The 21,448-nt window shown below is 65.7% G+C and carries 21 protein-coding genes and 1 pseudogene; 14 read left to right on the top strand and 8 right to left on the bottom strand.

The window, feature by feature from the left end:
• Nucleotides 1–149 precede the first annotated feature (149 nt).
• Nucleotides 150–1,757 carry a carboxyl transferase domain-containing protein gene (locus ACQY46_RS17720; RefSeq protein WP_428697322.1) on the top strand — a complete coding sequence of 536 codons (1,608 nt, stop codon included), beginning with the start codon at nucleotides 150–152 and terminating at the stop codon, nucleotides 1,755–1,757.
• A 64-nt stretch (nucleotides 1,758–1,821) separates the two neighbouring features.
• Nucleotides 1,822–3,777, top strand: coding sequence for an acetyl/propionyl/methylcrotonyl-CoA carboxylase subunit alpha (locus ACQY46_RS17715; RefSeq protein WP_428697321.1), 1,956 nt, complete (start codon nucleotides 1,822–1,824; stop codon nucleotides 3,775–3,777).
• Nucleotides 3,778–3,789: 12 nt separating this feature from the next.
• Here the strand turns inward: ACQY46_RS17715 and ACQY46_RS17710 are convergent, their stop codons facing one another.
• Entirely contained in the window at nucleotides 3,790–4,677 is an 888-nt protein-coding gene (locus ACQY46_RS17710) for an NAD-dependent epimerase/dehydratase family protein (protein ID WP_428697320.1), read from the bottom strand.
• Nucleotides 4,678–4,821: 144 nt separating this feature from the next.
• Between ACQY46_RS17710 and ACQY46_RS17705 the strand changes: the two genes are divergently transcribed.
• Entirely contained in the window at nucleotides 4,822–5,256 is a 435-nt protein-coding gene (locus ACQY46_RS17705; RefSeq protein ID WP_428697319.1) for a DUF1489 family protein, read from the top strand.
• A gap of 21 nt (nucleotides 5,257–5,277) precedes the next feature.
• Here ACQY46_RS17705 and panC read toward each other — a convergent pair whose 3' ends face one another.
• Nucleotides 5,278–6,144 carry a pantoate--beta-alanine ligase gene (panC, locus tag ACQY46_RS17700; protein WP_428697318.1) on the bottom strand — a complete coding sequence of 289 codons (867 nt, stop codon included), beginning with the start codon at nucleotides 6,142–6,144 and terminating at the stop codon, nucleotides 5,278–5,280.
• A 153-nt stretch (nucleotides 6,145–6,297) separates the two neighbouring features.
• Here panC and ACQY46_RS17695 point away from each other — a divergent pair, with 153 nt between their 5' ends.
• The 3 genes from ACQY46_RS17695 to ACQY46_RS17685 all read left to right on the top strand — a co-directional run bounded on the left by ACQY46_RS17695 (nucleotide 6,298) and on the right by ACQY46_RS17685 (nucleotide 8,199).
• Nucleotides 6,298–7,041, top strand: a complete 744-nt coding sequence (locus tag ACQY46_RS17695) for a VWA domain-containing protein (RefSeq protein ID WP_428697317.1) — start codon at nucleotides 6,298–6,300, stop codon at nucleotides 7,039–7,041.
• Nucleotides 7,042–7,135: 94 nt separating this feature from the next.
• Nucleotides 7,136–7,375, top strand: coding sequence for a DUF3955 domain-containing protein (locus ACQY46_RS17690; protein ID WP_428697316.1), 240 nt, complete (start codon nucleotides 7,136–7,138; stop codon nucleotides 7,373–7,375).
• Nucleotides 7,376–7,485: 110 nt separating this feature from the next.
• Nucleotides 7,486–8,199 (top strand): DnaJ domain-containing protein, encoded by a 714-nt coding sequence (locus tag ACQY46_RS17685; protein ID WP_428697315.1) that lies wholly within the window; start codon nucleotides 7,486–7,488, stop codon nucleotides 8,197–8,199.
• Nucleotides 8,200–8,247: 48 nt separating this feature from the next.
• Here the strand turns inward: ACQY46_RS17685 and ACQY46_RS17680 are convergent, their stop codons facing one another.
• Entirely contained in the window at nucleotides 8,248–9,717 is a 1,470-nt protein-coding gene (locus tag ACQY46_RS17680; protein ID WP_428697314.1) for a serine hydrolase, read from the bottom strand.
• 648 nt (nucleotides 9,718–10,365) lie between these two features.
• Here ACQY46_RS17680 and ACQY46_RS17675 point away from each other — a divergent pair.
• From ACQY46_RS17675 to ACQY46_RS17650, 6 genes are all read left to right on the top strand, one after another.
• A complete protein-coding gene (locus ACQY46_RS17675) occupies nucleotides 10,366–10,698 on the top strand; it encodes a phasin family protein (protein WP_428697313.1) in 333 nt (110 codons plus the stop codon).
• Nucleotides 10,699–11,244: 546 nt separating this feature from the next.
• Nucleotides 11,245–11,574 carry an ATP-dependent Clp protease adapter ClpS gene (gene clpS / locus ACQY46_RS17670; RefSeq protein ID WP_306028376.1) on the top strand — a complete coding sequence of 110 codons (330 nt, stop codon included), beginning with the start codon at nucleotides 11,245–11,247 and terminating at the stop codon, nucleotides 11,572–11,574.
• Nucleotides 11,575–11,583: 9 nt separating this feature from the next.
• Nucleotides 11,584–14,016, top strand: a complete 2,433-nt coding sequence (gene clpA / locus ACQY46_RS17665; RefSeq protein WP_428697312.1) for an ATP-dependent Clp protease ATP-binding subunit ClpA — start codon at nucleotides 11,584–11,586, stop codon at nucleotides 14,014–14,016.
• 140 nt (nucleotides 14,017–14,156) lie between these two features.
• Nucleotides 14,157–14,945 (top strand): AzlC family ABC transporter permease, encoded by a 789-nt coding sequence (locus tag ACQY46_RS17660; protein WP_428697311.1) that lies wholly within the window; start codon nucleotides 14,157–14,159, stop codon nucleotides 14,943–14,945.
• On the top strand, nucleotides 14,942–15,295 hold the full coding sequence (locus tag ACQY46_RS17655; protein ID WP_428697310.1) for an AzlD domain-containing protein: 354 nt from the start codon (nucleotides 14,942–14,944) through the stop codon (nucleotides 15,293–15,295). The genes ACQY46_RS17660 and ACQY46_RS17655 overlap by 4 nt, the downstream gene beginning before the upstream one ends.
• Nucleotides 15,296–15,405: 110 nt before the next feature.
• On the top strand, nucleotides 15,406–16,056 hold the full coding sequence (locus ACQY46_RS17650) for a glutathione S-transferase family protein (protein ID WP_428697309.1): 651 nt from the start codon (nucleotides 15,406–15,408) through the stop codon (nucleotides 16,054–16,056).
• 33 nt (nucleotides 16,057–16,089) lie between these two features.
• Here ACQY46_RS17650 and ACQY46_RS17645 read toward each other — a convergent pair whose 3' ends face one another.
• The 4 genes from ACQY46_RS17645 to ACQY46_RS17630 all read right to left on the bottom strand — a co-directional run bounded on the left by ACQY46_RS17645 (nucleotide 16,090) and on the right by ACQY46_RS17630 (nucleotide 19,373).
• Complete coding sequence (locus ACQY46_RS17645) at nucleotides 16,090–16,518, bottom strand: HIT family protein (protein WP_428700519.1); 429 nt, start codon at nucleotides 16,516–16,518, stop codon at nucleotides 16,090–16,092.
• Between the two features lie 222 nt (nucleotides 16,519–16,740).
• Nucleotides 16,741–17,997, bottom strand: a complete 1,257-nt coding sequence (locus tag ACQY46_RS17640; protein WP_428697308.1) for a GNAT family N-acetyltransferase — start codon at nucleotides 17,995–17,997, stop codon at nucleotides 16,741–16,743.
• 112 nt (nucleotides 17,998–18,109) lie between these two features.
• Nucleotides 18,110–18,883, bottom strand: coding sequence for a glycerophosphodiester phosphodiesterase family protein (locus ACQY46_RS17635; protein ID WP_428697307.1), 774 nt, complete (start codon nucleotides 18,881–18,883; stop codon nucleotides 18,110–18,112).
• Between the two features lie 25 nt (nucleotides 18,884–18,908).
• Nucleotides 18,909–19,373 carry a RidA family protein gene (locus ACQY46_RS17630; protein ID WP_428697306.1) on the bottom strand — a complete coding sequence of 155 codons (465 nt, stop codon included), beginning with the start codon at nucleotides 19,371–19,373 and terminating at the stop codon, nucleotides 18,909–18,911.
• Between the two features lie 194 nt (nucleotides 19,374–19,567).
• Between ACQY46_RS17630 and ACQY46_RS17625 the strand changes: the two genes are divergently transcribed.
• Complete coding sequence (locus ACQY46_RS17625; protein ID WP_428697305.1) at nucleotides 19,568–20,425, top strand: cell envelope integrity EipB family protein; 858 nt, start codon at nucleotides 19,568–19,570, stop codon at nucleotides 20,423–20,425.
• A 27-nt stretch (nucleotides 20,426–20,452) separates the two neighbouring features.
• A complete protein-coding gene (locus tag ACQY46_RS17620) occupies nucleotides 20,453–21,145 on the top strand; it encodes a hypothetical protein (RefSeq protein WP_428697304.1) in 693 nt (230 codons plus the stop codon).
• 64 nt (nucleotides 21,146–21,209) lie between these two features.
• On the opposite strand, the pseudogene ACQY46_RS17615 reads toward ACQY46_RS17620, so the two are convergent.
• Nucleotides 21,210–21,413, bottom strand: a pseudogene (locus ACQY46_RS17615) (ion channel); the annotation flags it as partial.
• Nucleotides 21,414–21,448: the final 35 nt, after the last annotated feature.

Below are 21,448 nucleotides of genomic sequence, written 5' to 3'. Positions count from 1 at the left end.
ATGCCATTCAACATTCTGTATTAAAACACGAAAACTGAAACTATTGACTAAAACGTAAGCGTCATTCAATGTCCGCGTGACAGGCGATAACGGCGGCGCGGGGAGGGAGCTTTCGGGCACCCGCGCGACACCAAACGGGGGGACACCAGGTGGCGATCCTGCGCAGCAATTCCACGACCCACGGACCCGAGGTGGAGGCCAATCGCGCCGCCTGGGGCGAGATCCGCGCCGACCTTGTCGACAAGCGGCGGACGGCCGCGCTCGGGGGCAACGAGCGTGCCCGCCAGCGGCACCTCTCACGCGGCAAGTTGCTCCCGCGCGAGCGTGTCGCCCGGCTTCTCGATCCCGGCAGTCCGTTTCTCGAGATCGGGGCGCTCGCCGCCCACGGCCTTTACGGCGACGCGATCCACGGCGCCGGGCTTATCACCGGCATCGGCCGGGTCTCGGGCCGCGACTGCATGATCGTGTGCAACGATGCCACCATCAAGGGCGGCACCTATTATCCCATGACGGTGAAGAAGCACCTGCGGGCGCAGGAAATCGCCATGGAGAACCGGCTGCCTTGCATCTATCTGGTCGATTCCGGCGGCGCCAACCTGCCCAACCAGACCGAGGTCTTCCCCGACCGCGACCATTTCGGCCGCATCTTCTTCAACCAGGCGACCATGTCCTCCATGGGCATTCCGCAGATCGCCGTGGTGATGGGATCGTGCACGGCCGGCGGTGCCTATGTGCCTGCAATGTCGGACGAAACCATCATCGTGCGGAAACAGGGAACGATCTTCCTGGCCGGCCCGCCGCTGGTCAAGGCGGCGACCGGCGAGGAAGTCTCGGCCGAGGACCTGGGCGGTGCCGACGTGCATGCCCGCGTTTCCGGCGTTGCCGATCACTATGCGGTCGACGACGATCAGGCGCTGGCCCAGGCGCGCGGCATCGTCGCCAACCTGAACACGGTCAAGGCGCCGGAACTGGCATTGTCCCCGCCGCGCGCGCCGCTGGTCGACCCGCGCGACCTCGACGCGGTGGTGCCGGTCGATCTGAAGAAGCAATACGATATCCGCGAGGTGATCGCCCGCATCGTCGACGGGTCGCAGCTCGACGAGTTCAAGGCGACCTATGGCACGACGCTGGTCACGGGCTTTGCCCGCATCCAGGGTATCCCCGTCGGCATCATCGCCAACAACGGCATCCTGTTTTCAGAATCCGCGCTCAAGGGCGCGCATTTCGTCGAGCTGTGCTGCCAGCGCCGCATTCCGATCCTGTTCCTGCAAAACATCACCGGTTTCATGGTCGGGCGGGAATACGAGGCCGGCGGCATCGCCAAGGACGGGGCCAAGCTGGTCACCGCGGTTGCCTGCGCGAAAGTGCCGAAGATCACGGTGATTGTCGGCGGCTCCTATGGTGCCGGCAATTACGGAATGTGCGGGCGGGCCTACTCTCCGCGCTTCCTGTTCATGTGGCCCAATGCGAGGATATCCGTGATGGGCGGCGAGCAGGCGGCGAGCGTTCTGGCGACCGTCAAGCGGGACAATATCGAGGCTGACGGCGGCAGCTGGAGCGTCGAGGAGGAGACCGCCTTCAAGACGCCGATCCGCGAGAAATACGAGGCGGAGGGCCATCCCTACCACGCCACGGCGCGGATGTGGGACGACGGCATCATCCTGCCGGAGGAGACCCGCACGGTGCTCGGCCTCGCCCTGTCCGCGACCCTCAACGCGCCGGTTCCCGAGACCCGGTTCGGCGTCTTCCGCATGTAATCCCCGCTGCGGGCCGTTTCGCCGGTTCGTGCAAGCCAAGCCTTTTACCACGAGGACCCATCCCATGCTGGAGTCGGTGCTGATCGCCAATCGCGGGGAAATCGCCTGCCGCATCATCCGGACCGCGCGCCGTCTCGGCCTGCGCACCATCGCTGTCTATTCGGAAGCCGATCGCGACGCGCTGCATGTGGCGATGGCCGACGAGGCGGTGGCGATCGGCCCGGCGCCGAGTTCGGAAAGCTATCTGGTGGGCGAGCGGATTCTCGACGCAGCCAGACAGACGGGCGCGGCCTCGATCCATCCCGGTTACGGCTTCCTGTCGGAAAACGCTGCCTTCGCGGAGGCTTGCGCTGTCGCCGGCATCGTCTTCGTCGGGCCGTCGGCCGCCGCCATCCGCGCCATGGGATTGAAGGACGGGGCCAAGACGCTGATGGAAAAGGCTGGCGTGCCGGTGGTGCCGGGCTATCACGGCGACCGGCAGGAGCCGGAATTCCTCAAGCAGAAAGCCTATGAGATCGGCTATCCGGTGCTGATCAAGGCGGTTGCCGGCGGCGGCGGCAAGGGCATGCGCCGCGTGGACAAGGCAATCGAGTTCGAGGCGGCGCTTGCCTCGGCGCAGCGCGAGGCGAAGTCCGCCTTTGGCGACGCGCGCGTGCTGATCGAGAAATTTGTCCTCAATCCGCGCCATATCGAGATCCAGGTCTTCGGCGACGGCAAGGGCAGTGCCGTGCATCTTTTCGAGCGCGACTGCTCCGCGCAGCGCCGCCACCAGAAGGTGCTGGAGGAGGCGCCGGCTCCCGGCATGACCGCCGAGACCCGCGCCGCCATGGGCGCGGCTGCCGTCGCGGCGGCCAAGGCCGTCAATTATGCGGGCGCCGGCACCATCGAGTTCATCGCCGACGGGTCTAGCACGCTCAGGCCCGACGGCTTCTGGTTCATGGAGATGAACACGCGGCTGCAGGTGGAGCACCCGGTGACCGAACTGGTGACCGGGCAGGACCTTGTCGAATGGCAGTTCCGGGTTGCCTCGGGCGAGGGACTGCCGCTGGCGCAGGACGAGATTTCGTTGTCCGGCCATGCGGTTGAGGTGCGGCTTTATGCCGAGGACCCGGACACGGGCTTCCTGCCTTCGACCGGGCGTCTCGACCTTCTCGACCTTCCCGGCGGCGAGGGCATCCGCATCGACACCGGCGTCGAGACGGGGGCGGAGATCTCCGCCTTCTACGACCCGATGATCGCCAAGATCATTTCCCACGGGCCAGACCGGGCGACCGCGCTCGACCGGCTGGCGGCGGCGTTCGACGGCTCTCTGATTGCCGGGCCGAAGAACAATCTCGCCTTCCTTTCGGCGCTCGTTGCCCATCCCGAGGTGCGTGCCGGCGGTTTCGACACCGGCCTGATCGACCGGGATCTGGCCGCGCTGACGAGCGGCGGCGTTTCCGATGCGACGGTGGCGGCGGCGGTCGCCGCCCTGGTGACGCCGGAGGCGGGTGCTGGCGAACCGACCGGGTGGAGCGATCCCTTTGCCGCGACGAGCGGTTTCGAGATGGCCGGCCCGCGCCGGTCCGGCGTTCCGGTCGAGGTCGACGGCGACCCGCGCCTCGTGACGCTCGGCTGGCGCGACGGGCAGGCGGTGGTGATCGACCCGGACACGGGGCAGGAAGCCGCCGCTGCCGGGGTGGCGGGGCGCGTGGTGCGTGCGGGAACCGACGTCTACGCCATCGAAGGCGGACGGGCCGTGCGGGTGACGCTTGTCGACCAGCTTTCCCGCGCCGCCGACGATGCGGACGGAGCTGCGGCGATCAAGGCGCCGATGCACGGCAAGGTGATCGCCGTCGATGTGGCTCCGGGCGATGTCGTTGCCAAGGGCGCACGGCTTGCCGTGGTCGAGGCGATGAAGATGGAACATGCCATCACCGCGCCGCGCGACGGCACGGTGGAAGCGGTTTTCGTCACCGAAGGCGCCCAGGTCGACCAGGGCGCGCCTGTGGTGGCGCTGGCGGAAGAGGCGGCCGATTGAGGCATCGCCCGTTCAGGCCGGCGCATCGACCAGTGCAAGCACAAGGCTTTCTGCATCGGTGAAACGCGGCCGCCAGCCGAGTTCTCGTCCCGCGGCCTCGCCGGAGGCGCGCTGCGACAGGGCGTAGCCGGCGGCGATGTCGAGATCGGGTGGGACGTCGGCGGCAGCGGGTTCCCGCTCCAGCCGTATGTCCGCGCCCCTGCGCCGCGCGACGAGGGCGGCGAGATCGCCGGCCGAGACCGCCTCGATGCCGCTGCCGATTACTTCGACGCGGCGATCCGATTCCACTACCAGCCTATAGAGATCCGCAAGATCGCCCGCCTCGACCAGCGGCCACAGCGTGCCCGCCCCGGCGCGGGTCACGAAGGGCTCTCCGCTTTCCGCCGCCCTGGCCATATCCGCCAAGGGACCGCTGTCCGGGGCGCAGACAAGCGCCGGATGGACGACCGCCAGCGAAAGTCCCTTGATCGCCTGCAGCTTTCGGATCGCCTCCGCGACATGGATGAAGGCCGGGATCGGTGCGAAGGGTACGGTCTCGTCCAAGGGAACGGGCGAGTTTTCCGGGTAGAGCCAGATGCCGCCGGTATGGACGAGGCGGAACGGCGTCTTGCGGTCGGGGACGGTCCGCGCGAGGGCATCGACGAGCGCCGTCTCGGCTGCCTGCGCGTCCGCATCGAAACTGTTGGCGAGATGAATGAGGGCATCGCCGGCGAGGGCGATGTCGAGCCACTCGGCAAGCTTGCCGATGTCGCCGCGCACCACCCGGGCACCGGCCTCCCGCAGCAGGGCGGCGCTTGCATCCGAGCGGGCAAGGGCGGTGACGCGGTGGCCGCGCCCGACCAGTGCGGAGAGAACGGCGCGCCCGATCGTGCCCGATCCGCCTGTGAGAAAGATGTTCATGGGCAGGGAGATAGGTCGGCCGGGCGCATGTGCAAGCGGTTCCGTGGCCCGTTGGGCGCGAAATTCCCGATCGCCTGTGCATAGCGGGCAAGCGGGCGGTCTTGCGGGGTTTGCGGGCGCACGTCAGGCCCTATAACTGGGACCATGGCGCTGAACCTGCTCAAACTCTGTGTTGGCGTGGAGTCCATCGAGGACCTGCAGGCCTCGATCGACTTCCGGCTGGAGGAAAAGCGCGCCAGCGGCGCGCCGGTCGAGCAATATCACACGACGCGGATGGTGCCCTCGCGGCGCGACGAGATCCTTGATGGCGGCTCGCTCTACTGGGTGATCAAGGGATCGATCCAGGTGCGCCAGTTCCTCACCGACATCCGTCCCTTCACCGACGCCGCCGGTATCAAGCGCTGCCATCTGGTGCTGGAGCCGGTGCTGCATCCGACACGGCCGCAGCCGCGCCGTCCGTTCCAGGGCTGGCGCTATCTCACGGCCAAGGATGCGCCGCCCGATATCCGCAAGCTGGAGGGCGGCGGCGACATTCCCGACGCGATGCGCCGGGAACTTGCCGAACTCGGCCTGATCTGAAGCGATAGAACCGCTTGCTCCTCAGCGCCAGCCGTTGGCCGGGCGGGCAAGGCTCATGTTGTCGATCAGCCGGGTCTGGCCCAGCTTCGCGGCGACGAGCACCCGTGCCCTGGCGCTTTGCGCGTCGACCGGCGCCAGCGTTTCGGCGTCCCTGAGTTCCAGGTAGTCGACCGCGAAGCCCCCTTGCGTGAGCCTTGCCGTGCCCTCGGCGAGGACGGTGGATGCCTCTTCACCGGCATCGATGCGCTCGATGGCCTCGTTGAGCACCTGCGGGACGAGGGCTGCCGTCCGGCGGGCTTCTGTGCCGAGATAGCGGTTGCGCGAGGACATGGCGAGACCGTCCTCCTCGCGCACGGTCGGACCGCCCAGGATCTCGACCGGAATGTCGAGATCGCGGACGAAGCGCCGGATGACGCAGAGCTGCTGGTAGTCCTTTTCGCCGAAGATCGCGACGTCGGGCAGCGCGGCGAGGAGCAGCTTGGTGACGACGGTGGCGACGCCGCCGAAGAAATGCGGCCGGGTGGCGCTTTCCAGCCCTTCGGCCGGGCCGCCGACCGACACGACCGTCGCGAAGCCCGGCGGATAGATCTCCGTCGCCGGGGGCATGAAGACGCCCTCGACGCCGAGACCCGCCAACAGCTTCAGGTCGGCCTCCGAATCGCGCGGATAGGCGTCGAAGTCCTCCGTCGGGGCGAACTGGGTCGGATTGACGAAGATCGACACGATGACATGCCCGGCATGCTCGCGCGCGGCGCGCACCAGCGACAGGTGTCCCTCGTGCAGGGCACCCATGGTGGGAACGAGCGCGACGCGCTCGCCTGCCGCTCGTGCCGCGTCAACGGCCTGGCGCATGTCGGCAACGGTCTCGTAAACCTTCGGCCCGATCATTCTTCCGGTGTCCTCCCGTATCGATCGCCGGTCCCGCGCCGGCGCCGGGTACGCTGTTTAGCGTCTTTTGCGGGCGGGGTTTGGTTTTTTCCGCAATGGGCGCCATATGCAAACCGACTGCCCGCAGGCAGGCGCGCAGGATGAGGGGACGACGTGGCAGACGAGCGCAAGATCGAGACGACACGCAGTCGCACGCCGGCCGGGACGAGGGACGGCAAGCCGCCCGCCGCATCGGCGCGAAGCGAGATCGCCGCGTTTCTCGGTGCAGCGAAGGAGACGCGCGATCTTGCACAGGCCGGGCGGCTGGTGATCGCGCTGGACGCGACGATGAGCCGGCAGCCGACCTGGGATCGGGCCTGCACCATCCAGGCCGAGATGTTTGCAGCCGCCGGCAAGGTCGGCGAGCTTGCCATGCAGCTTGTCTATTTTCGGGGCTTCGGCGAGTGCGCCGCCTCCAAATGGGTGAGCGATGCCAGGGCGCTGGCCGGGCTGATGACCGGGATCGACTGCCGGGGCGGGCAGACCCAGATCCGCAAGGTCCTGCGCCATGCCATCGACGAGACGAAGCGACGCAAGGTGCAGGCGCTGGTCTATATCGGCGACTGCGTCGAGGAAGACGTCGATGCCCTTTGCGCGAGAGCCGGCGAACTGGGGCTGCTCGGCGTGCCGGCCTTCGTTTTCCAGGAAGGTCGGGACGGGCACGCGGAAACGGCCTTTCGCGAGATCGCCCGCCTGACCGGCGGCGCGCATTTCCGTTTCGACAGCTCTTCGGCGAGCGAACTCGCAGACCTGCTCAAGGCCACCGCCGTCTACGCAACGGGCGGGCGGGGCGAGTTGGAGAAGCTGATGCGGAGCGGCGATGGCGGCGCCGGGAAACTGCTGTCCCATCTGCGCTGAGAAGAGTTCCGCGGGTGTTCATGTCGGGTTCAGGCGCGCGCGCCTAATCCGAGTGCCGGACGGCGCGTGTGTCTGCGCCGGGCGGGAGTGCGTCATGAAAACCTATTCGATCCTGTTCATCATCGGTTGTGCCGGGCTTGCCTGCGGCCTTGCCTACAATGTCATCGGTTCGCGGATCGACGCCTACGGCCACGTCGAGGAGCCGTTTTTCCTGATCCCCGTTGGATTGCTTCTTTCCCTTGCCGGTTTCGGCGGAATGGCGCTGGCCGGCATCTGGCGTGCCGCGCGCCTGCTTCTGAAGAGGGGGCAGGAAGCAGGCCGCATCGACGAGTGAGGCAGGGCGGCAGCCAAAGCGGTGCGCAGAAAGTATTGCGGTCTCGAAGGAGACGCTTGCTGCCCCTATATTCCCTGCCACGACACATTTGATGCAAGGGGACGAAGCGAATGGGATATCTGCTGCTCGGCGTCGGGGCGCTGGGTCTTTTCCTGGCATTCGCGCAGATGGTCACCCGGCGCAATCCGGCCGATCTTGCCCGGCATGTGAAGACGGTCGGCGGCGTCGCCTTGCTGGTGCTGGCGGTCGTGTTCCTCGTCGTGCGGCGGATCGACCTGGCGATGCTGGCGGCCGGCGGCGGGCTGACGCTTCTGGGCCTGCGCGGAGCGCGCGGATTTCGTCCTGCGGGAAACGGTTCGGCCGGCGCGGGCGCCGGCCAGGTATCCATCGTCAGGTCCGCGTATTTCGAGATGTGCCTCGATCACGAAAGCGGGGCAATGACCGGCGAGGTGCTGGCAGGCCGTTTCGAGGGCAGGGCGCTCGACGGGGTGTCGCGCGCGGAGCTTGTCGAGCTTTACCGGGAGACGGCCGCCGATGGCGACAGCCGGGCCCTACTTGAAGCTTATCTCGACCGCCGGGAGCCCGGCTGGCGTGTAGACTTCGATGCGGATGCCACAGCGGGGCATCGACCCGCGCCGGGCACGGGCGCCATGACCGAGCAGGAGGCCTACCAGGTTCTGGGGCTTGCGCCCGGCGCCGGCGAGGCGGAAATCCGGGCGGCGCACCGCCGTCTTATGAAGCGTCTCCACCCCGACCAGGGAGGAAGCGGATTTCTCGCTGCCAAACTCAACGAGGCGAAGGACCTGCTTCTCGATCGTCATTGAACTCACCAATACGCGTGACAAAGTGATCTTTGGCGGCGCGGCCTGCCTTTACTGGTAGACCGCGTAACAGTTGAACCGCTTGCGCTTCAGGCTGCTGCAGGCATTCCAGGCAGCGGTCTTGGTCTCGAAGCCGATGAAGCGGGCGCGGTAAAGTGTCGTGCCGCCCGACTCGACCGGCTCGGTATAGGGGTCGTAGCCGCGCAGGCCGGAGCCGAGCGCGCCCTTCGCCTTCTTCAGCATGGCAATCGCGGCATGCTCGGATTCGGCCGCGGCGATCTGCACCTGCCAGCCGGGAACCGGGTCGGCGGCATTGTTGGCGGCGACCGTGACGGAAGCGTTGGCCGGTGCATCGGGCAGGTCCGGCGCCATTGCGGCCGGAGCGGCGGCGGCCACGGCATCCGGCTTTGCCGTGACGCGGATGGTCTGGGTCTTGACGCTGCGCACGGCCGGCGCACGCGGTGCGGCAACGGGAGCACGGGGGGCGTTGAGCGAGGCAACCTGCAGGGCCTTCTGGCGAAGCATCGCCTTGAGGTCGGGCTTCTGCGGAACCGGGATGATCGAGCCGGTGACGATCTCGGCCTGGTCGGCCTTGCTTGCCTGGGCAAGCTGGATGAGCTGAGCCTGCGGCTTGATGTCGGGAACCGGCACATTGCGCAGTTCGGCATAGGCCAGCGGCTTGGGGGCGGCCACGGCCGGCGCACGGGCGACGAGGGCCGGTACGGTCCGCTTGCCGCGGGTCGCCTTGGGCAGGTACTGGCCGATCAGCTTCTTCATCTGGGCATTGCGCGAGGCGCCCGAGCGGCCGCCCATGACAACGGCGACGATGTGCCGGCCGCCGGTCTTGACGTTGGTCACCAGGTTGAAGCCCGAGGCGCGGATGTAGCCGGTCTTGATGCCGTCGACACCCTTCACGCGGCCGAGAAGGCGGTTGTGGTTGCCGTAGCGCCTGCCCTTGTAGGTGTAGGAACGGGTGCCGAAATACTTGTAGTACTTGGGGAAACGGTCCTGGATGGCGCGTCCGAGAAGGGCCATGTCGCGGGCCGTCGTGATCTGCTTGGAATTCGGCAAGCCGGACGGATTGTGGAAATTCGTGCGCTTCATGCCGATCTGGCGGGCCGTGCGCGTCATCCTCTTGGCGAAGGCAGGCACCGAACCGGATACGTTCTCCGCGACGACCACCGCGACGTCGTTCGCCGACTTGGTGACGAGCGCCATGATCGCGTCCTTGACCCGGATGGTGCTGCCCTTGCGCAGACCCAGCTTGGAGGGCGGACGGCTCGCGGCATGCGCGGACACCTTCAGCGGTGTCTGCAGCGACATGCGGCCGGCCTCAAGCTCCTCGAACAGGACGTAAAGCGTCATGATCTTGGTCAGCGAGGCGGGGTACCGCTTGGTGTCGGCCTTGTAGCTGTAGAGCGTGCGTCCCGACTTCACGTCGACGACGATGCCCGAATATTTGGAATTGGCGAATGCGGGAGCAGAGAGGGCTGCCGTCAGTCCGAGGGCCAGACCGGCCACGATCGTTCCGCGAAGCCCGATTGCCATGGCGCGCCATGCACGCCGCACACCTTTACTCAGCACAATGTCACCCCATCGGGTCAGGTGTTTCGTGAGCGGAGACGTCGGTTCCCTGCCGGTCCCGCCGCCCGTCTCCGCGCGTTCTCTCAAGCATGCTCGAAATACGGTTACGAATGTCCAAACGCGATCGAACAGGAAAACCGATTTTCGAGACTTTCAGCCGATTTGTCGTCGGCACCTTGTGAGCGAAGAGTCGCAAATGGCAGTTAATGCGCCGTTACCGATGGCCGGCAAACTGCACGCAAATCGTGCGGCAAGCGGCCGGCAATCGCAAGGCTTGCCGAAAACGCCCGTGCGTGCGGCCACTTGACCCTCTGCCGGGGGCCGGGTCCCGCCGCTGTCCGTAGTGTTTCTTAGGTCGAATGTTTATGCTGCAGTGCAAAATGGATTCTTGACAAAAATTTGTGCACCGCATATATCTGGGGTCGTTATCAAGCGCTCGACGTCGAGGCGTGCCCCGCGGCCGATCCAACGGATCGGCTCACGGACGACAGGACATTCGGGCACATGACATGTCGCCGGATTGACGATGTCGATCGGCGGGCAGGCACACGGCCACCGCGCCAAACTCAACGCTCAGAGGTCACTATGATGAACAATTTCGAAGACATCCAGAAGCTCGGCAAGGACAACATGGACGTCATGATGCAGAGCTTCGGCACCATGACCAAGGGCTTCCAGGCGATTGCGTCGGAAGTTGCCGACTACCAGAAGAAGTCCTTCGAGGAAGGCTCCGCCGCCGTCGAGAAGCTGGTCGGCGCGAAGTCGCTGGACAAGGCCTTCGAGGCGCAGAGCGACTACGTCAAGACCGCCTACGAGAGCTTCGTCGGCGAAGTCACGAAGATCGGCGAGATGTATTCCGAGATCGCCAAGGACGCCTACAAGCCCTACGAGGACGTGCTGGCGAAGGTCGGCAAGTAAGCCTCACCGTCTCCCGAGACGATCGCAGGCGGCGCTCACGCCGCCCGAACATCCCGCGTCCCATGGCCGCGGGATGTTTTCGTTTCAGCCCGCGCCCGTCGCGGGTTTTTTGCGTTTGACGGCGGGGACAGGCGGACTTCTGCAACAAATCGACGTGTTGCGAAGGCGAACGCATGTTGGCAGCATTGAGCTTGGCGACGGATGCCATACATTAAGGAACGAAGCGGTCGGCCTGTCCTGTTTCGGCAGGCCGCCGAAAGGCCGGCCGCACCAGCGTCGGGGGCCTGGCATTGAAGTCGCAAGGCGATGTCCGCGGTGGCGGGCCGGAAGCCAGGGACAAGACAAACGTCCCGACTCCGGCGATGCTGCCAGCGGGGCGGTGCCCCGGCATCGCCGCAGCCGGCGAGACAGTCCGACGCGAACGCAACCGCCGGCATGACCGGCAGACCGACCGAAGGACGCGTATGTGACCGCAGCGAAGACGACAACACGGGTGCCGGCACCGGCCGCAACACCCGGCTGCGGAACAGGGGCGATGGAGAGGCAATGACGAACGGACCGAAACGCGGCGATGGCGACGACACGGGCAACCTGGTCGTTACCAAGACGCGGACCGTCGCCAAGCGGCCGAACCTTTATCGCGTCCTGCTCTTGAACGACGACTACACACCGATGGAATTCGTCGTGCACGTGGTGGAGCGGTTCTTTCAGAAGAACCGCGAGGAAGCCACGCGCATCATGTTGCACGTCCATCACCATGGCGTCGGGGAATGCGGTGTCTTTACCTACGAGGTGGCTGAGACCAAGGTCACGCAGGTCATGGACTTTGCCCGCAAACACCAGCATCCTCTGCAATGCGTGATGGAAAAGAAATAGGGGTCGCCCGTGCCGTCATTCTCTCGAAGCCTTGAAAAGGCCCTGCATCAGGCACTCTCGTATGCCAACGAGCGCCAGCAGGAATACGCGACCTTGGAACACCTGCTGCTGGCCCTGATCGACGATCAGGACGCGGCGGCGGTGATGCGCGCCTGCAGTGTCGATCTCGACACGCTGAAGCGGAACCTGGTCGAATATATCGATACCGAACTGGAAAACCTCGTCATCGACGGGGATGACGATTCGAAACCGACGGCCGGATTCCAGCGCGTCATCCAGCGCGCCGTGATCCATGTCCAGTCGTCGGGCCGCGAGGAGGTGACGGGGGCCAACGTGCTCGTGGCGATTTTCGCCGAGCGCGAGAGCCACGCCGCCTACTTCCTGCAGGAGCAGGACATGACCCGTTACGACGCGGTCAACTACATCTCGCACGGCATCGCCAAGCGGGCCGGCATGTCCGAGGCCCGGCCGGTGCATGGCGCCGAGGAGGAGGCGACGATCGAGGAAGGCGCGGAAAAGCCCAAGCAGAAGACGGATGCGCTCGAAGCCTATTGCGTCAACCTCAACGAGAAGGCCAAGTCCGGCCGCATCGATCCCCTGATCGGGCGCGCGGCCGAGATTTCGCGCACCATCCAGATCCTCTGCCGCCGCTCCAAGAACAACCCGCTCTTCGTCGGCGATCCGGGCGTCGGCAAGACGGCAATCGCCGAGGGCCTTGCCAAGCGCATCGTCGACGGCGACGTGCCGGACGTGCTGATGGATGCGACCATCTTCTCGCTCGACATGGGCGCGCTGCTCGCCGGCACCCGCTATCGCGGCGATTTCGAGGAGCGGCTGAAGCAGGTCGTCAAGGAGATCGAGGATTATCCCGGCGCGGTGATGTTCATCGACGAGATCCACACGGTGATCGGCGCGGGTGCGACTTCGGGCGGGGCGATGGACGCCTCGAACCTGCTGAAGCCTGCGCTCGCCTCGGGCACGATCCGCTGCGTCGGCTCGACCACCTACAAGGAATACCGGCAGTTCTTCGAGAAGGACCGGGCGCTGCTGCGCCGGTTCCAGAAGATCGACGTGAACGAGCCGACGATTTCCGACACGGTCGAGATCCTCAAGGGGCTGAAGCCCTATTTCGAGACCTTCCACAAGGTCCGCTACACCAACGACGCCATCAAGACGGCGGTGGAACTGTCGGCGCGCTACATCAACGACCGCAAGCTGCCGGACAAGGCGATCGACGTGATCGACGAGTCCGGTGCCTCGCAGAAGCTCGTTCCCGAAGGCCGGCGGCGCAAGACCATCGGCGTCAAGGAGATCGAGACCACGGTCGCGACCATGGCCCGCATCCCGCCGAAATCCGTTTCCAAGTCGGACGAGGAGGTCCTGTCGAACCTCAACGCGACGCTGAAGCGGATGGTCTACGGCCAGAACGACGCGATCGAGACCCTGTCGTCGGCGATCAAGCTTTCCCGGGCGGGCCTTCGCGAGCCGGACAAGCCGATCGGCAACTACCTGTTCTCCGGTCCCACCGGTGTGGGCAAGACCGAGGTTGCCCGCCAGCTTGCCGCCTCGCTCGGCGTCGAGCTGCTGCGCTTCGACATGTCGGAATACATGGAGCGGCACACGGTCTCGCGGCTGATCGGCGCGCCCCCGGGCTATGTCGGCTTCGATCAGGGCGGTCTTCTGACGGACGGCGTCGACCAGCATCCGCATTGCGTGCTGCTGCTGGACGAGATCGAGAAGGCGCATCCGGACCTGTTCAACATCCTGTTGCAGGTGATGGACCATGGCCGGCTCACCGACCACAACGGCAAGCAGGTCGATTTCCGCAATGTCATCCTGATCATGACGACCAACGCGGGCGCCTCCGACATGGCCAAGGAGCCGATCGGCTTCAACCGGGTCAAGCGCCAGGGCGAGGACCAGGAGGCGATCAACCGGCTGTTCACGCCCGAGTTCCGCAACCGGCTCGACGCGGTCATTGCCTTCGGCTCGCTGCCGACAGAGGTGGTGCACCGGATCGTCGAGAAGTTCGTCATGCAGCTCGAGGCACAGCTTGCCGATCGCGGCGTGACCTTCGAGCTGACGGAGAACGCCATCGCCTGGCTTGCCGACAAGGGCTATGACGAGCGCATGGGCGCCCGTCCGCTTGCCCGCGTCATCCAGGAGCACATCAAGCGGCCGCTGGCCGACGAGGTGCTGTTCGGCAAGCTGCGCAAGGGCGGCACGGTCAAGGTCTCGGTCTCCGAGGACGCGGCCGGGCTGCTGCTGGAGAGCGTCGAGGAGACACGGGTCAAGCCGAAGACGGAAAAGCCGAAGACCGCGAAACCGAAACGTCGCCGCAAGCCGGCCGCGAAAAAGGCGGAAGCAGTCGAACCGACGCCGAAAAAGGGCGGTGGCTCCTCCAAGAAGAGCCTGATCCCGAAGGTTCCGCTGGCCGATTGAGGCCCCGGTTTCGGATTTTTGTGCAGACGGCGCCCTTCGCGGCGCCGTTTTGCATTTCGCCGCGTTGCTGTTAGGAAAGGGGCCTCCCTCAGGCGGTCCGTCTTTTGCGATTCGACCGCGATGCTCCCGGTTCCCTGCCCATGCCGACGCCACCGTCCGCACCTGATTCATCCGCGCCCGATCCTTCCGAGCCTGCCGATCAAGGCGCTGGCGGCGACGCTGTTGCCGCCCATGTCTGGGCCCTGCGCGGCATGCGCGCGGCGGTCTCCATTCCCGCGCTGATCCTGACAGCCGCCTTTGTCGGTTATGCGGGCCTGGCACGCGAAAGCGGCCTGACGCTCGGCGAGACGCTGGCCATGGCGGGTCTCGTCTGGGCGTTGCCCAGCATTGTCGTCCTGACCGGGGCGATCTCGGCCGGCATGGGACTGTTGCCGGCCGCCGTCGCGGTGGCGCTGGCTTCCGTGCGCCTGATGCCGATGACCATGGCCCTGATGCCGATCATCCGCGTCGAGGGCAAGACCCGGAAATGGCACCTGCTGGTCGCCTCGCATTTTGTTGCGGTGACGGCCTGGGTCTTTGCCATGCGTAATCTGGAAAACTATCCGCGCGAGGCCCGGCTGCCGTTCTTTATCGGCTTTGGCGGCGGCCTGACCGGTTTCGTCTTCTGCATGACCGGCGTCGCCTATCTGCTGGTCGAACGGATGCCGGTGCTGCTGGCCGGGGCGCTGTTCATGCTGACGCCGGTCTATTTCGTCTGCTCGCTGTGGGGGGCGGCGCGCGCCGCGGCCGACAAGGCGGCGATGATCGCCGGGCTGGCGCTCGGCCCGCTCTTCCACCTGCTGCTGCCGGGTCTCGATCTTCTGTGGACCGGACTTGTCGGGGGTACGCTCGCCTATGGCGCGACGCGGGCATGGCGGAGGTTCTCATGACCGGCGCCGGCGATATCTGGTGGTGGCCCTATGTGATGATCCTCGTCGCCGGCTGGCTTGCCACGGATATCTGGCGCTGGCTGGGGGTTTTCGCCAGCGGCCGGATGCGCGAGGACAGCGAGGTGATGGTCTTCGTGCGCTGCGTGGCCACCGCGCTCGTTGCCGGCGTGATCGCCAAGCTGATCCTGTTTCCAACGGGAGCGCTGGACAATGCGCCGGTGGCGCTCAGGATCGGGGCGGCCGTCTGCGGGTTTGCCGCCTTCTTTGCCTCGCGGCAAAAGGTGGTGGTCGGAGTTGCCGTCGGCGAGGTCGTTCTGGTCGGCGGCTGGCTGCTGCTCGGTATCGGTTAGGGCGTGCGCCCCATCGAAGACTGCTGACACAAGGCTGTCAGGAGGGGGCTGTTAGGACCCACGTCGACGGCGCGAGGGCGCGCCCTCGACAGACGACGAGGAAACCGACGATGTCCGATGACAAGCTGACGCTCTATTACACCCCCCAAAGCCGCGCCAGCACCACCCGCGTGCTGCTCGACGAGCTTGGCGCTCCCTATGACCTCCATGTGCTCAACATGCGTGCCGGCGAGCTGAAGTCTCCCGAGTTCCTCGCCATCAATCCGCTCAGCCGGGTTCCGGCCCTGCGTCACGGCGAAACGATCGTCACGGAATCGATTGCCATCGCTCTTTACGCAGCGGACCTTTTCCCGCAGGCGGGGTTGACGCCGGGGCTCGACGATCCGCGTCGTGGCGCCTATCTGCGCTGGATGGTGTTCTACGGATCGTCCTTCGAGCCGGCGGTGGTCGACAGGGCGTTCGAGCGCGAGCCGAGCCCGCAATCGCCCTATGGCACCTATGAGCAGGTGATGGATCTCCTGGCCGAGCAGCTTGGCAAGGCGCCCTACATCCTTGGCGACAGGATTTCCGTCGCCGACATCCAGTGGGGCTCGGCCCTGCGCTGGACGCTGATGTTCAAGATCGTGCCGGACCTGCCGGTCTTCACCGAATATGCCGAGCGCATCACCTCGCGGCCGAGCTTCCAGCGCGTCTTCGAGGACGAGGCCCGGCTCGTGGCCGAGCACGAGGCCGCCGCCGCCAGGTCCGGCAGCGGCGCTTAGGCGGGGCCCTGCCGGGGCTCAGGCCGGCGAGGCTCAGGCGAGGGCGGCGCGGATCTTTTTCGCGTTTGCCTCGAGCTCGGCCTGGTCGGCCATCTCGCCGGTATGCGGGCGCAGCGAGACGCCGGCAAAGCGCGGGATCACATGCACATGCGTGTGGAACACGACCTGGCCGCCGGCGCTTTCGGAAAACTGCTGGATGGTGGTTCCGTCGGCGTTGAAGGCGCGGGCCACCGCATGGGCCATCTTCTGCACGGTGGCCATGACGGCGAAGAGGTCGTCATGGCCGATGTCGAAAATGTTGCGCGAGGGTGCCTTGGGAACGACCAGGACATGGCCGTCGCCGCGCGGCATGATGTCCATGATGACGATGGTCTTGTCGTCCTCGTACACCTTGTGCGCCGGAAGCTCGCCCCGCAGGATTTTCGCAAAGACATTCTGGTCGTCATAGGCGACGGCTTCTATCGGCATGTTCTGCTCCCGTGATGCGCCCGCGCGGGCGGTGTCTCGTTCCAGTCTTCTTGGCAGCACAGGCGGCGGTGCGGTTCAAGTTCTGATTCAGATTCAAGCTGAGAAATCGAATCAAGACCTTGCGCCGCCGCCTGAGCCGGACGTGATCGGCGGGTTCGGAAACTGATTCAGCCCTGGCCAATTCGCGAGTCGGAAGAATCGGTTGCCGGCCGGCCTTCACCCTTTGCGAAAGGGCGTGTGTTCTGCGGCGATCACCGCGCTCTCGTGCTCGACGGCGCGGCGTTCGCGGGAGAGGTAATCCTCGACCGCGTCACGCAATCCCGGATGCGCGATGAAGTGGGCCGAGCGGGTCACTGCCGGAAGGTAGCCGCGGGCAAGCTTGTGCGCGCCCTGCGCTCCCGCCTCGACGCGGGCAAGGCCGTTTGCGATGGCGAAGTCGATCGCCTGGTAGTAGCAGACCTCGAAATGCAGGAAGGGGTGGTCTTCGAGGCAGCCCCAGTTGCGGCCGAACAGGGCGTGCGAGCCGATCAGGTTGAGCGCCCCGGCGATATAGCGCCCCTCGCGCCGCGCCATCACCAGGAGCACCCGTTCGCCCAGCCGCTCGCCAAGCAGCGAGAAGAAGGTCCGGTTGAGGTAGGGGCGCCCCCACTTGCGGGCGCCGGTGTCCTCGTAGAAGGCGTGGAAGGCGTCCCAGTGGTGCTCGCCGATGTCGGATCCGGTCAAGCATTCGATCTCGATGCCGGAGCCAAGCGCTTCGCGGCGCTCCTTTCTGATCTGCTTGCGCTTGCGCGAGGCAAGGTCTCCCAGAAAGCCGTCGAAATCCGCGTAGTCGCGATTGTGCCAATGAAACTGCTGGTCGAGGCGTTGCAGGTAGCCCTCAGCGCCCGCCACGTCCCATTCGGCCTCTGTCATGAAGGTGATGTGGGCGGAGGAGGCCTGCCGCAGCCGGCACAGGTCGCGCAGGCCGCCGGACAGCGCGGTGATGGCGGCGTCGCGATCGATCTTGCGGGAGGTGAGGAAGCGACGCCCGGTTGCCGGCGTGAAAGGTACCGAGCACTGGAGTTTCGGATAGTAGCGTCCCCCGGCGCGCTCATAGGCATCGGCCCAGGCGTGGTCGAAGACATATTCGCCCATCGAGTGCGACTTCAGATAGGCGGGCAGGGCGGCGACGGGCTCGCCGTCCGGATCTTCCAGGACCAGGTGCTGGGGCAGCCAGCCGGCGGCCTGTCCGACGCAGCCGCTCTCTTCCAGGATCGAAAGAAAATCATGCGATATGAAGGGGTTGTATTCCGTTTCCGGAGAATCTGATTCAACGCCTTGCGATTCTGATTCAGGATCGGCGACGGGCGCCCCGGCGTCTGAAAGCCGCCAGCCGGGATTGGCCATCGCATCCCATCGCTCGCGCGTGATCTCGCTGAGCCCGCCAATCGCCTTGAGGCGGAATTCGCGGGTTTCGTCATCGCATGCGGTCACTCGGGCAGACCTCGGACATTGCGGCGGTCCGGCGCGGGAAGGGGCGGCGGGCCGCGAATGAAAGACCGGTTCCGAACTTAGGGCGCGATGGCCGGCCTTGCAAAGGCGGATGTCAGCGCGGGGCGGTTGCCGCGTCGGGATCGAAACCCTCGAAGACGATCTGGTCGGCAAAGGCGCGGGCCCTTGCAAGATCCTCGGGCGTGCGCACCGTCCAGGCGATGATCGGCAGGCCGAACAGCTTGCGATGGATCGAGGGAGCGAGCGCCGGCAGGTCCTTGACCCAGTAGGAGACGAAGCTCGGCCGGGTCCGCAGGCTGTGCAGCATGTGGCGCAGGGCAAAGCGCTCGATGCGGCTGGCGCGGCCCCACTCCTTCATGTCGCGCGCGCCATCGCCGAGCGCGCCGCGCGGAATGTCGGGGGCTGCCTCGCGCATCAGCGCCGTCATTTCCGGATCGAAGGACTTCACCGCGACGGGCCCGTCATAGCGGGCAAGGCTTTCGGCGATCGCCTTGACGAAGGCGCGCTCGGGGGTGCGGCCGAAACGCGACTTGATCTCGATGCAGAGCCCGACCCTGCCGTCGACGAGTGCCAGGAGATCGTCCAGCCGCCAGAGCCGGTCGTCGGTGCCGCGCATCATGACGCGGGAGAGCTCGTCGGCGGTTCTGGCGCGGACCGGACCGGTCTCGAAGGTGAGCCTGTCCAGCGTGTCGTCGTGGAAAACGACGGGGACGTCATCGGCGCTTTGCTGGAGGTCGACCTCGATGGAGAAGGACTTCTCCACCGCAGCCGAGACGGCCGAAGGGCTGTTCTCTATGCAGCCCTTCGCCGCGTCATGATAGCCGCGATGGGCGATCGGGCGGGTGGTCAGCCAGGAAATGTCACGCATGATCCGCCCGCCCGCCCGGATAGTGTCATTCGACTTCGAAGATACCTTCGACCTCGACGGCGACGCCGAAGGGAAGACCCGCGACGCCGACGGCGGAGCGGGCATGGCGACCGGCATCGCCGAGCGCTTCCACGAGGAAGTCGGACGCGCCGTTCATCACCTTCGGCTGGTCGCCGAAATCGGGCGCGGAATTGACGAAGCCGACGATCTTGACGAGGCGGACGACCTTGTCGAGGTCGCCGAGGGCGGCCTTTGCCTGGGCCAGAAGGTTGATCGCGCAAAGGCGCGCTGCAGCCTGGCCGTCCTCGACGGAGACCCCGGCGCCAAGCTTGCCCTGGTATTCGATGCCGCTCGCGCCCATCGGAATCTGCCCGGAGACGAAGAGCTGGTTGCCCGTGCGCACGAAGGGCACGTAATTGGCCGCCGGCGCGGCCGCCTGCGGAAGCGTTACGCCCAGTTCGGCAATGCGTGCCTCAATCTTACCCGACATCCGTGTCCTCCTTTGCGACTGCGGCCGCGACATTGGCGCAATTCCCGTGCTGCTTCAAGCCGGCGCGCCGGGCGAGGGAACAGAAACGCGTGGACGATCCCGCGCGCTGACGGTTTGCCGCCTGCGAATGGGGCTGGTGGCGCGGCGCAGGATGGGCAAGACTGTTTCGCGAGTGTTCGAAGGAGACGTGCTTGATGGTTCATATTGGCAAGGGGCGGGCGCTGGCGATCGCCACGGTGGCGGCGACGACTGTTGTCCTCGGCGCGGGTGTCGTGCCGGCTGGCGCAAGCGGGGCGCTGCAGCCGCACAGGGCGGTCTATGACCTGGCGCTTGCCGACACGTCCCAGGCAGCCGGTGTTTCCGGCGTTCGCGGGCGCATGGTCTACGAGTTCACCGGCGGTCCCTGCGAAGGCTACAGCGTGTCGTTCCGCTTTGTGACGCAGGTCTCCGACGAGGGCGGCAACGTCCGGGTCACCGATCTCCAGACGAGTTCCTTCGAGGAGCCGGCCGGCAAGGCGTTCCAGTTCGTTTCCAAGACCTTCGTCAACCAGAAGCTCAGCGAGGAGACGCACGGACGGGCGGAGCACAAGAGCTCCGCCATCGCGCTGGACCTGAAGAAGCCGGCGGCGGAGGAAGTGACGCTGCCCGGCAACGCCCTGTTCCCGACCGAGCACCTGACCCGGCTGATCGAGAATGCCAGCAACGGCAAGCCGATCTTCGTCGCAGATATCTTCGACGGCTCGGATTCCGGGCAGAAGATCTACGAGACCACGGCGGTGATCGGGCTCAAGCGCGACGGGCCGGGGGCCGCGGAAAAGGACGACCCGAAGGCGGTCGAGACGATCGGCGGGCACCGGCACTGGCCCGTGACGATCTCCTATTTCGACGGCTCGGGCGACCATACCGGAGAACGCACGCCGATCTACCAGCTCAGCTTCCTGCTCTACGAGAACGGCATCAGCCGCAGGCTGCTTCTCGACTATGGCGACTTCGAGCTGCGCGGCAACCTGGTGGAACTGACGCCAATCGACGCGACGCCCTGCAAGGACTGAGGCGCGCGCCGGCAGAAAGGCATCGCCGTGTACTCGACGCTCAAAAGCACGATCGGAGTTACCGCGGCGCTTGGGCTGACCCTTGTTGTCGCGGGACCCTATTACACGGCACAAGCCAACGGGTGCCCGATTGCCATCGATCTCAATGACGACGGACGCATCGGCATTACCGGCCTGGGTACCTCGCGGCTGAAGCCCTACAACCTCTTCGTTCCGCTTTTCAATGTCCTGTTCGACCTTGACGGCGATGGCGAGAAACAGTCGGTCGAATGGCTTGACGGCGAGGGCGACGGCTTTCTGCTCGACATGCGCAATTTCGACGGAACCGGCCAGCCCACTGGCAACAATCTGTTCGGCACGGCTGGCGGCTACGAGAACGGCTTCGTCAAGATCGCGGAACTCGATGCGGATGGCGACGGTGTGCTGCGTGGCGGCGAACTGGATTTCGTCGGGGTGTGGCAGGACGACGGCGATGCGGTTTTCCAGCCGGCCGAACTGAGGAAACTGGCGGATTTCGAGATTGTCGAAATCCGGGTCATTCCAAAGGAGGTGCCTGGTCCGGACGATCTTCCGTTGCTTGTGAGTTCCGCCGTTTCCGCCTCAGGCGAAATCTATATGGAAGATATCTGGTTGCTGGACGCGTCGGTTGCCTGGTCCTTGGCGGATCTTGCCGAGAGGTGGTCGAGGCCGCTTGCTCGGGACCGGGTGCCTGAAGCATAGAGCCTATGATGATGCCGCTGGCGAAGGGCAGCATGAACGTGCCGATGAAGGCCTCAAGGCCCGCGAACAGGCGGATATGCTCGCAAGGTTTGAAGTCGCCGTATCCGAGCGTGGTGAAGGTGACAATCGAAAAATAAAGCGTATCGGAGAAACCGATATCGACTGTGTCTTCTTGGGCTGAAGTGTCGACTATTCCAAAATAGTAATAAATAACTGCGAATAGAAGTATTGTCTTTGTGAAATTCGACAATATAAAAACAAGAGTCATCGCCGGAGTTATGCGCTGGGAGGGTGTTCCTGGAG

Origin of the sequence: Stappia sp., from assembly GCF_965276915.1 — a bacterium.
Classification (GTDB): Bacteria; Pseudomonadota; Alphaproteobacteria; order Rhizobiales; family Stappiaceae; genus Stappia.
This window is presented reverse-complemented; position numbering and strand designations above follow the sequence as displayed.

What these genes read in the sequence shown, in the direction of transcription:
- ACQY46_RS17715 (WP_428697321.1), top strand. Translation starts at nt 1,822, where the DNA reads ATGCTGGAGTCGGTGCTGATCGCCAATCGCGGGGAAATCGCCTGCCGC.
- ACQY46_RS17710 (WP_428697320.1), bottom strand. Translation starts at nt 4,677, where the DNA reads ATGAACATCTTTCTCACAGGCGGATCGGGCACGATCGGGCGCGCCGTT.
- ACQY46_RS17705 (WP_428697319.1), top strand. Translation starts at nt 4,822, where the DNA reads ATGGCGCTGAACCTGCTCAAACTCTGTGTTGGCGTGGAGTCCATCGAG.
- panC (WP_428697318.1), bottom strand. Translation starts at nt 6,144, where the DNA reads ATGATCGGGCCGAAGGTTTACGAGACCGTTGCCGACATGCGCCAGGCC.
- ACQY46_RS17690 (WP_428697316.1), top strand. Translation starts at nt 7,136, where the DNA reads ATGAAAACCTATTCGATCCTGTTCATCATCGGTTGTGCCGGGCTTGCC.
- ACQY46_RS17685 (WP_428697315.1), top strand. Translation starts at nt 7,486, where the DNA reads ATGGGATATCTGCTGCTCGGCGTCGGGGCGCTGGGTCTTTTCCTGGCA.
- ACQY46_RS17675 (WP_428697313.1), top strand. Translation starts at nt 10,366, where the DNA reads ATGATGAACAATTTCGAAGACATCCAGAAGCTCGGCAAGGACAACATG.
- clpS (WP_306028376.1), top strand. Translation starts at nt 11,245, where the DNA reads ATGACGAACGGACCGAAACGCGGCGATGGCGACGACACGGGCAACCTG.
- ACQY46_RS17660 (WP_428697311.1), top strand. Translation starts at nt 14,157, where the DNA reads ATGCCGACGCCACCGTCCGCACCTGATTCATCCGCGCCCGATCCTTCC.
- ACQY46_RS17655 (WP_428697310.1), top strand. Translation starts at nt 14,942, where the DNA reads ATGACCGGCGCCGGCGATATCTGGTGGTGGCCCTATGTGATGATCCTC.
- ACQY46_RS17650 (WP_428697309.1), top strand. Translation starts at nt 15,406, where the DNA reads ATGTCCGATGACAAGCTGACGCTCTATTACACCCCCCAAAGCCGCGCC.
- ACQY46_RS17635 (WP_428697307.1), bottom strand. Translation starts at nt 18,883, where the DNA reads ATGCGTGACATTTCCTGGCTGACCACCCGCCCGATCGCCCATCGCGGC.
- ACQY46_RS17630 (WP_428697306.1), bottom strand. Translation starts at nt 19,373, where the DNA reads ATGTCGGGTAAGATTGAGGCACGCATTGCCGAACTGGGCGTAACGCTT.
- ACQY46_RS17625 (WP_428697305.1), top strand. Translation starts at nt 19,568, where the DNA reads ATGGTTCATATTGGCAAGGGGCGGGCGCTGGCGATCGCCACGGTGGCG.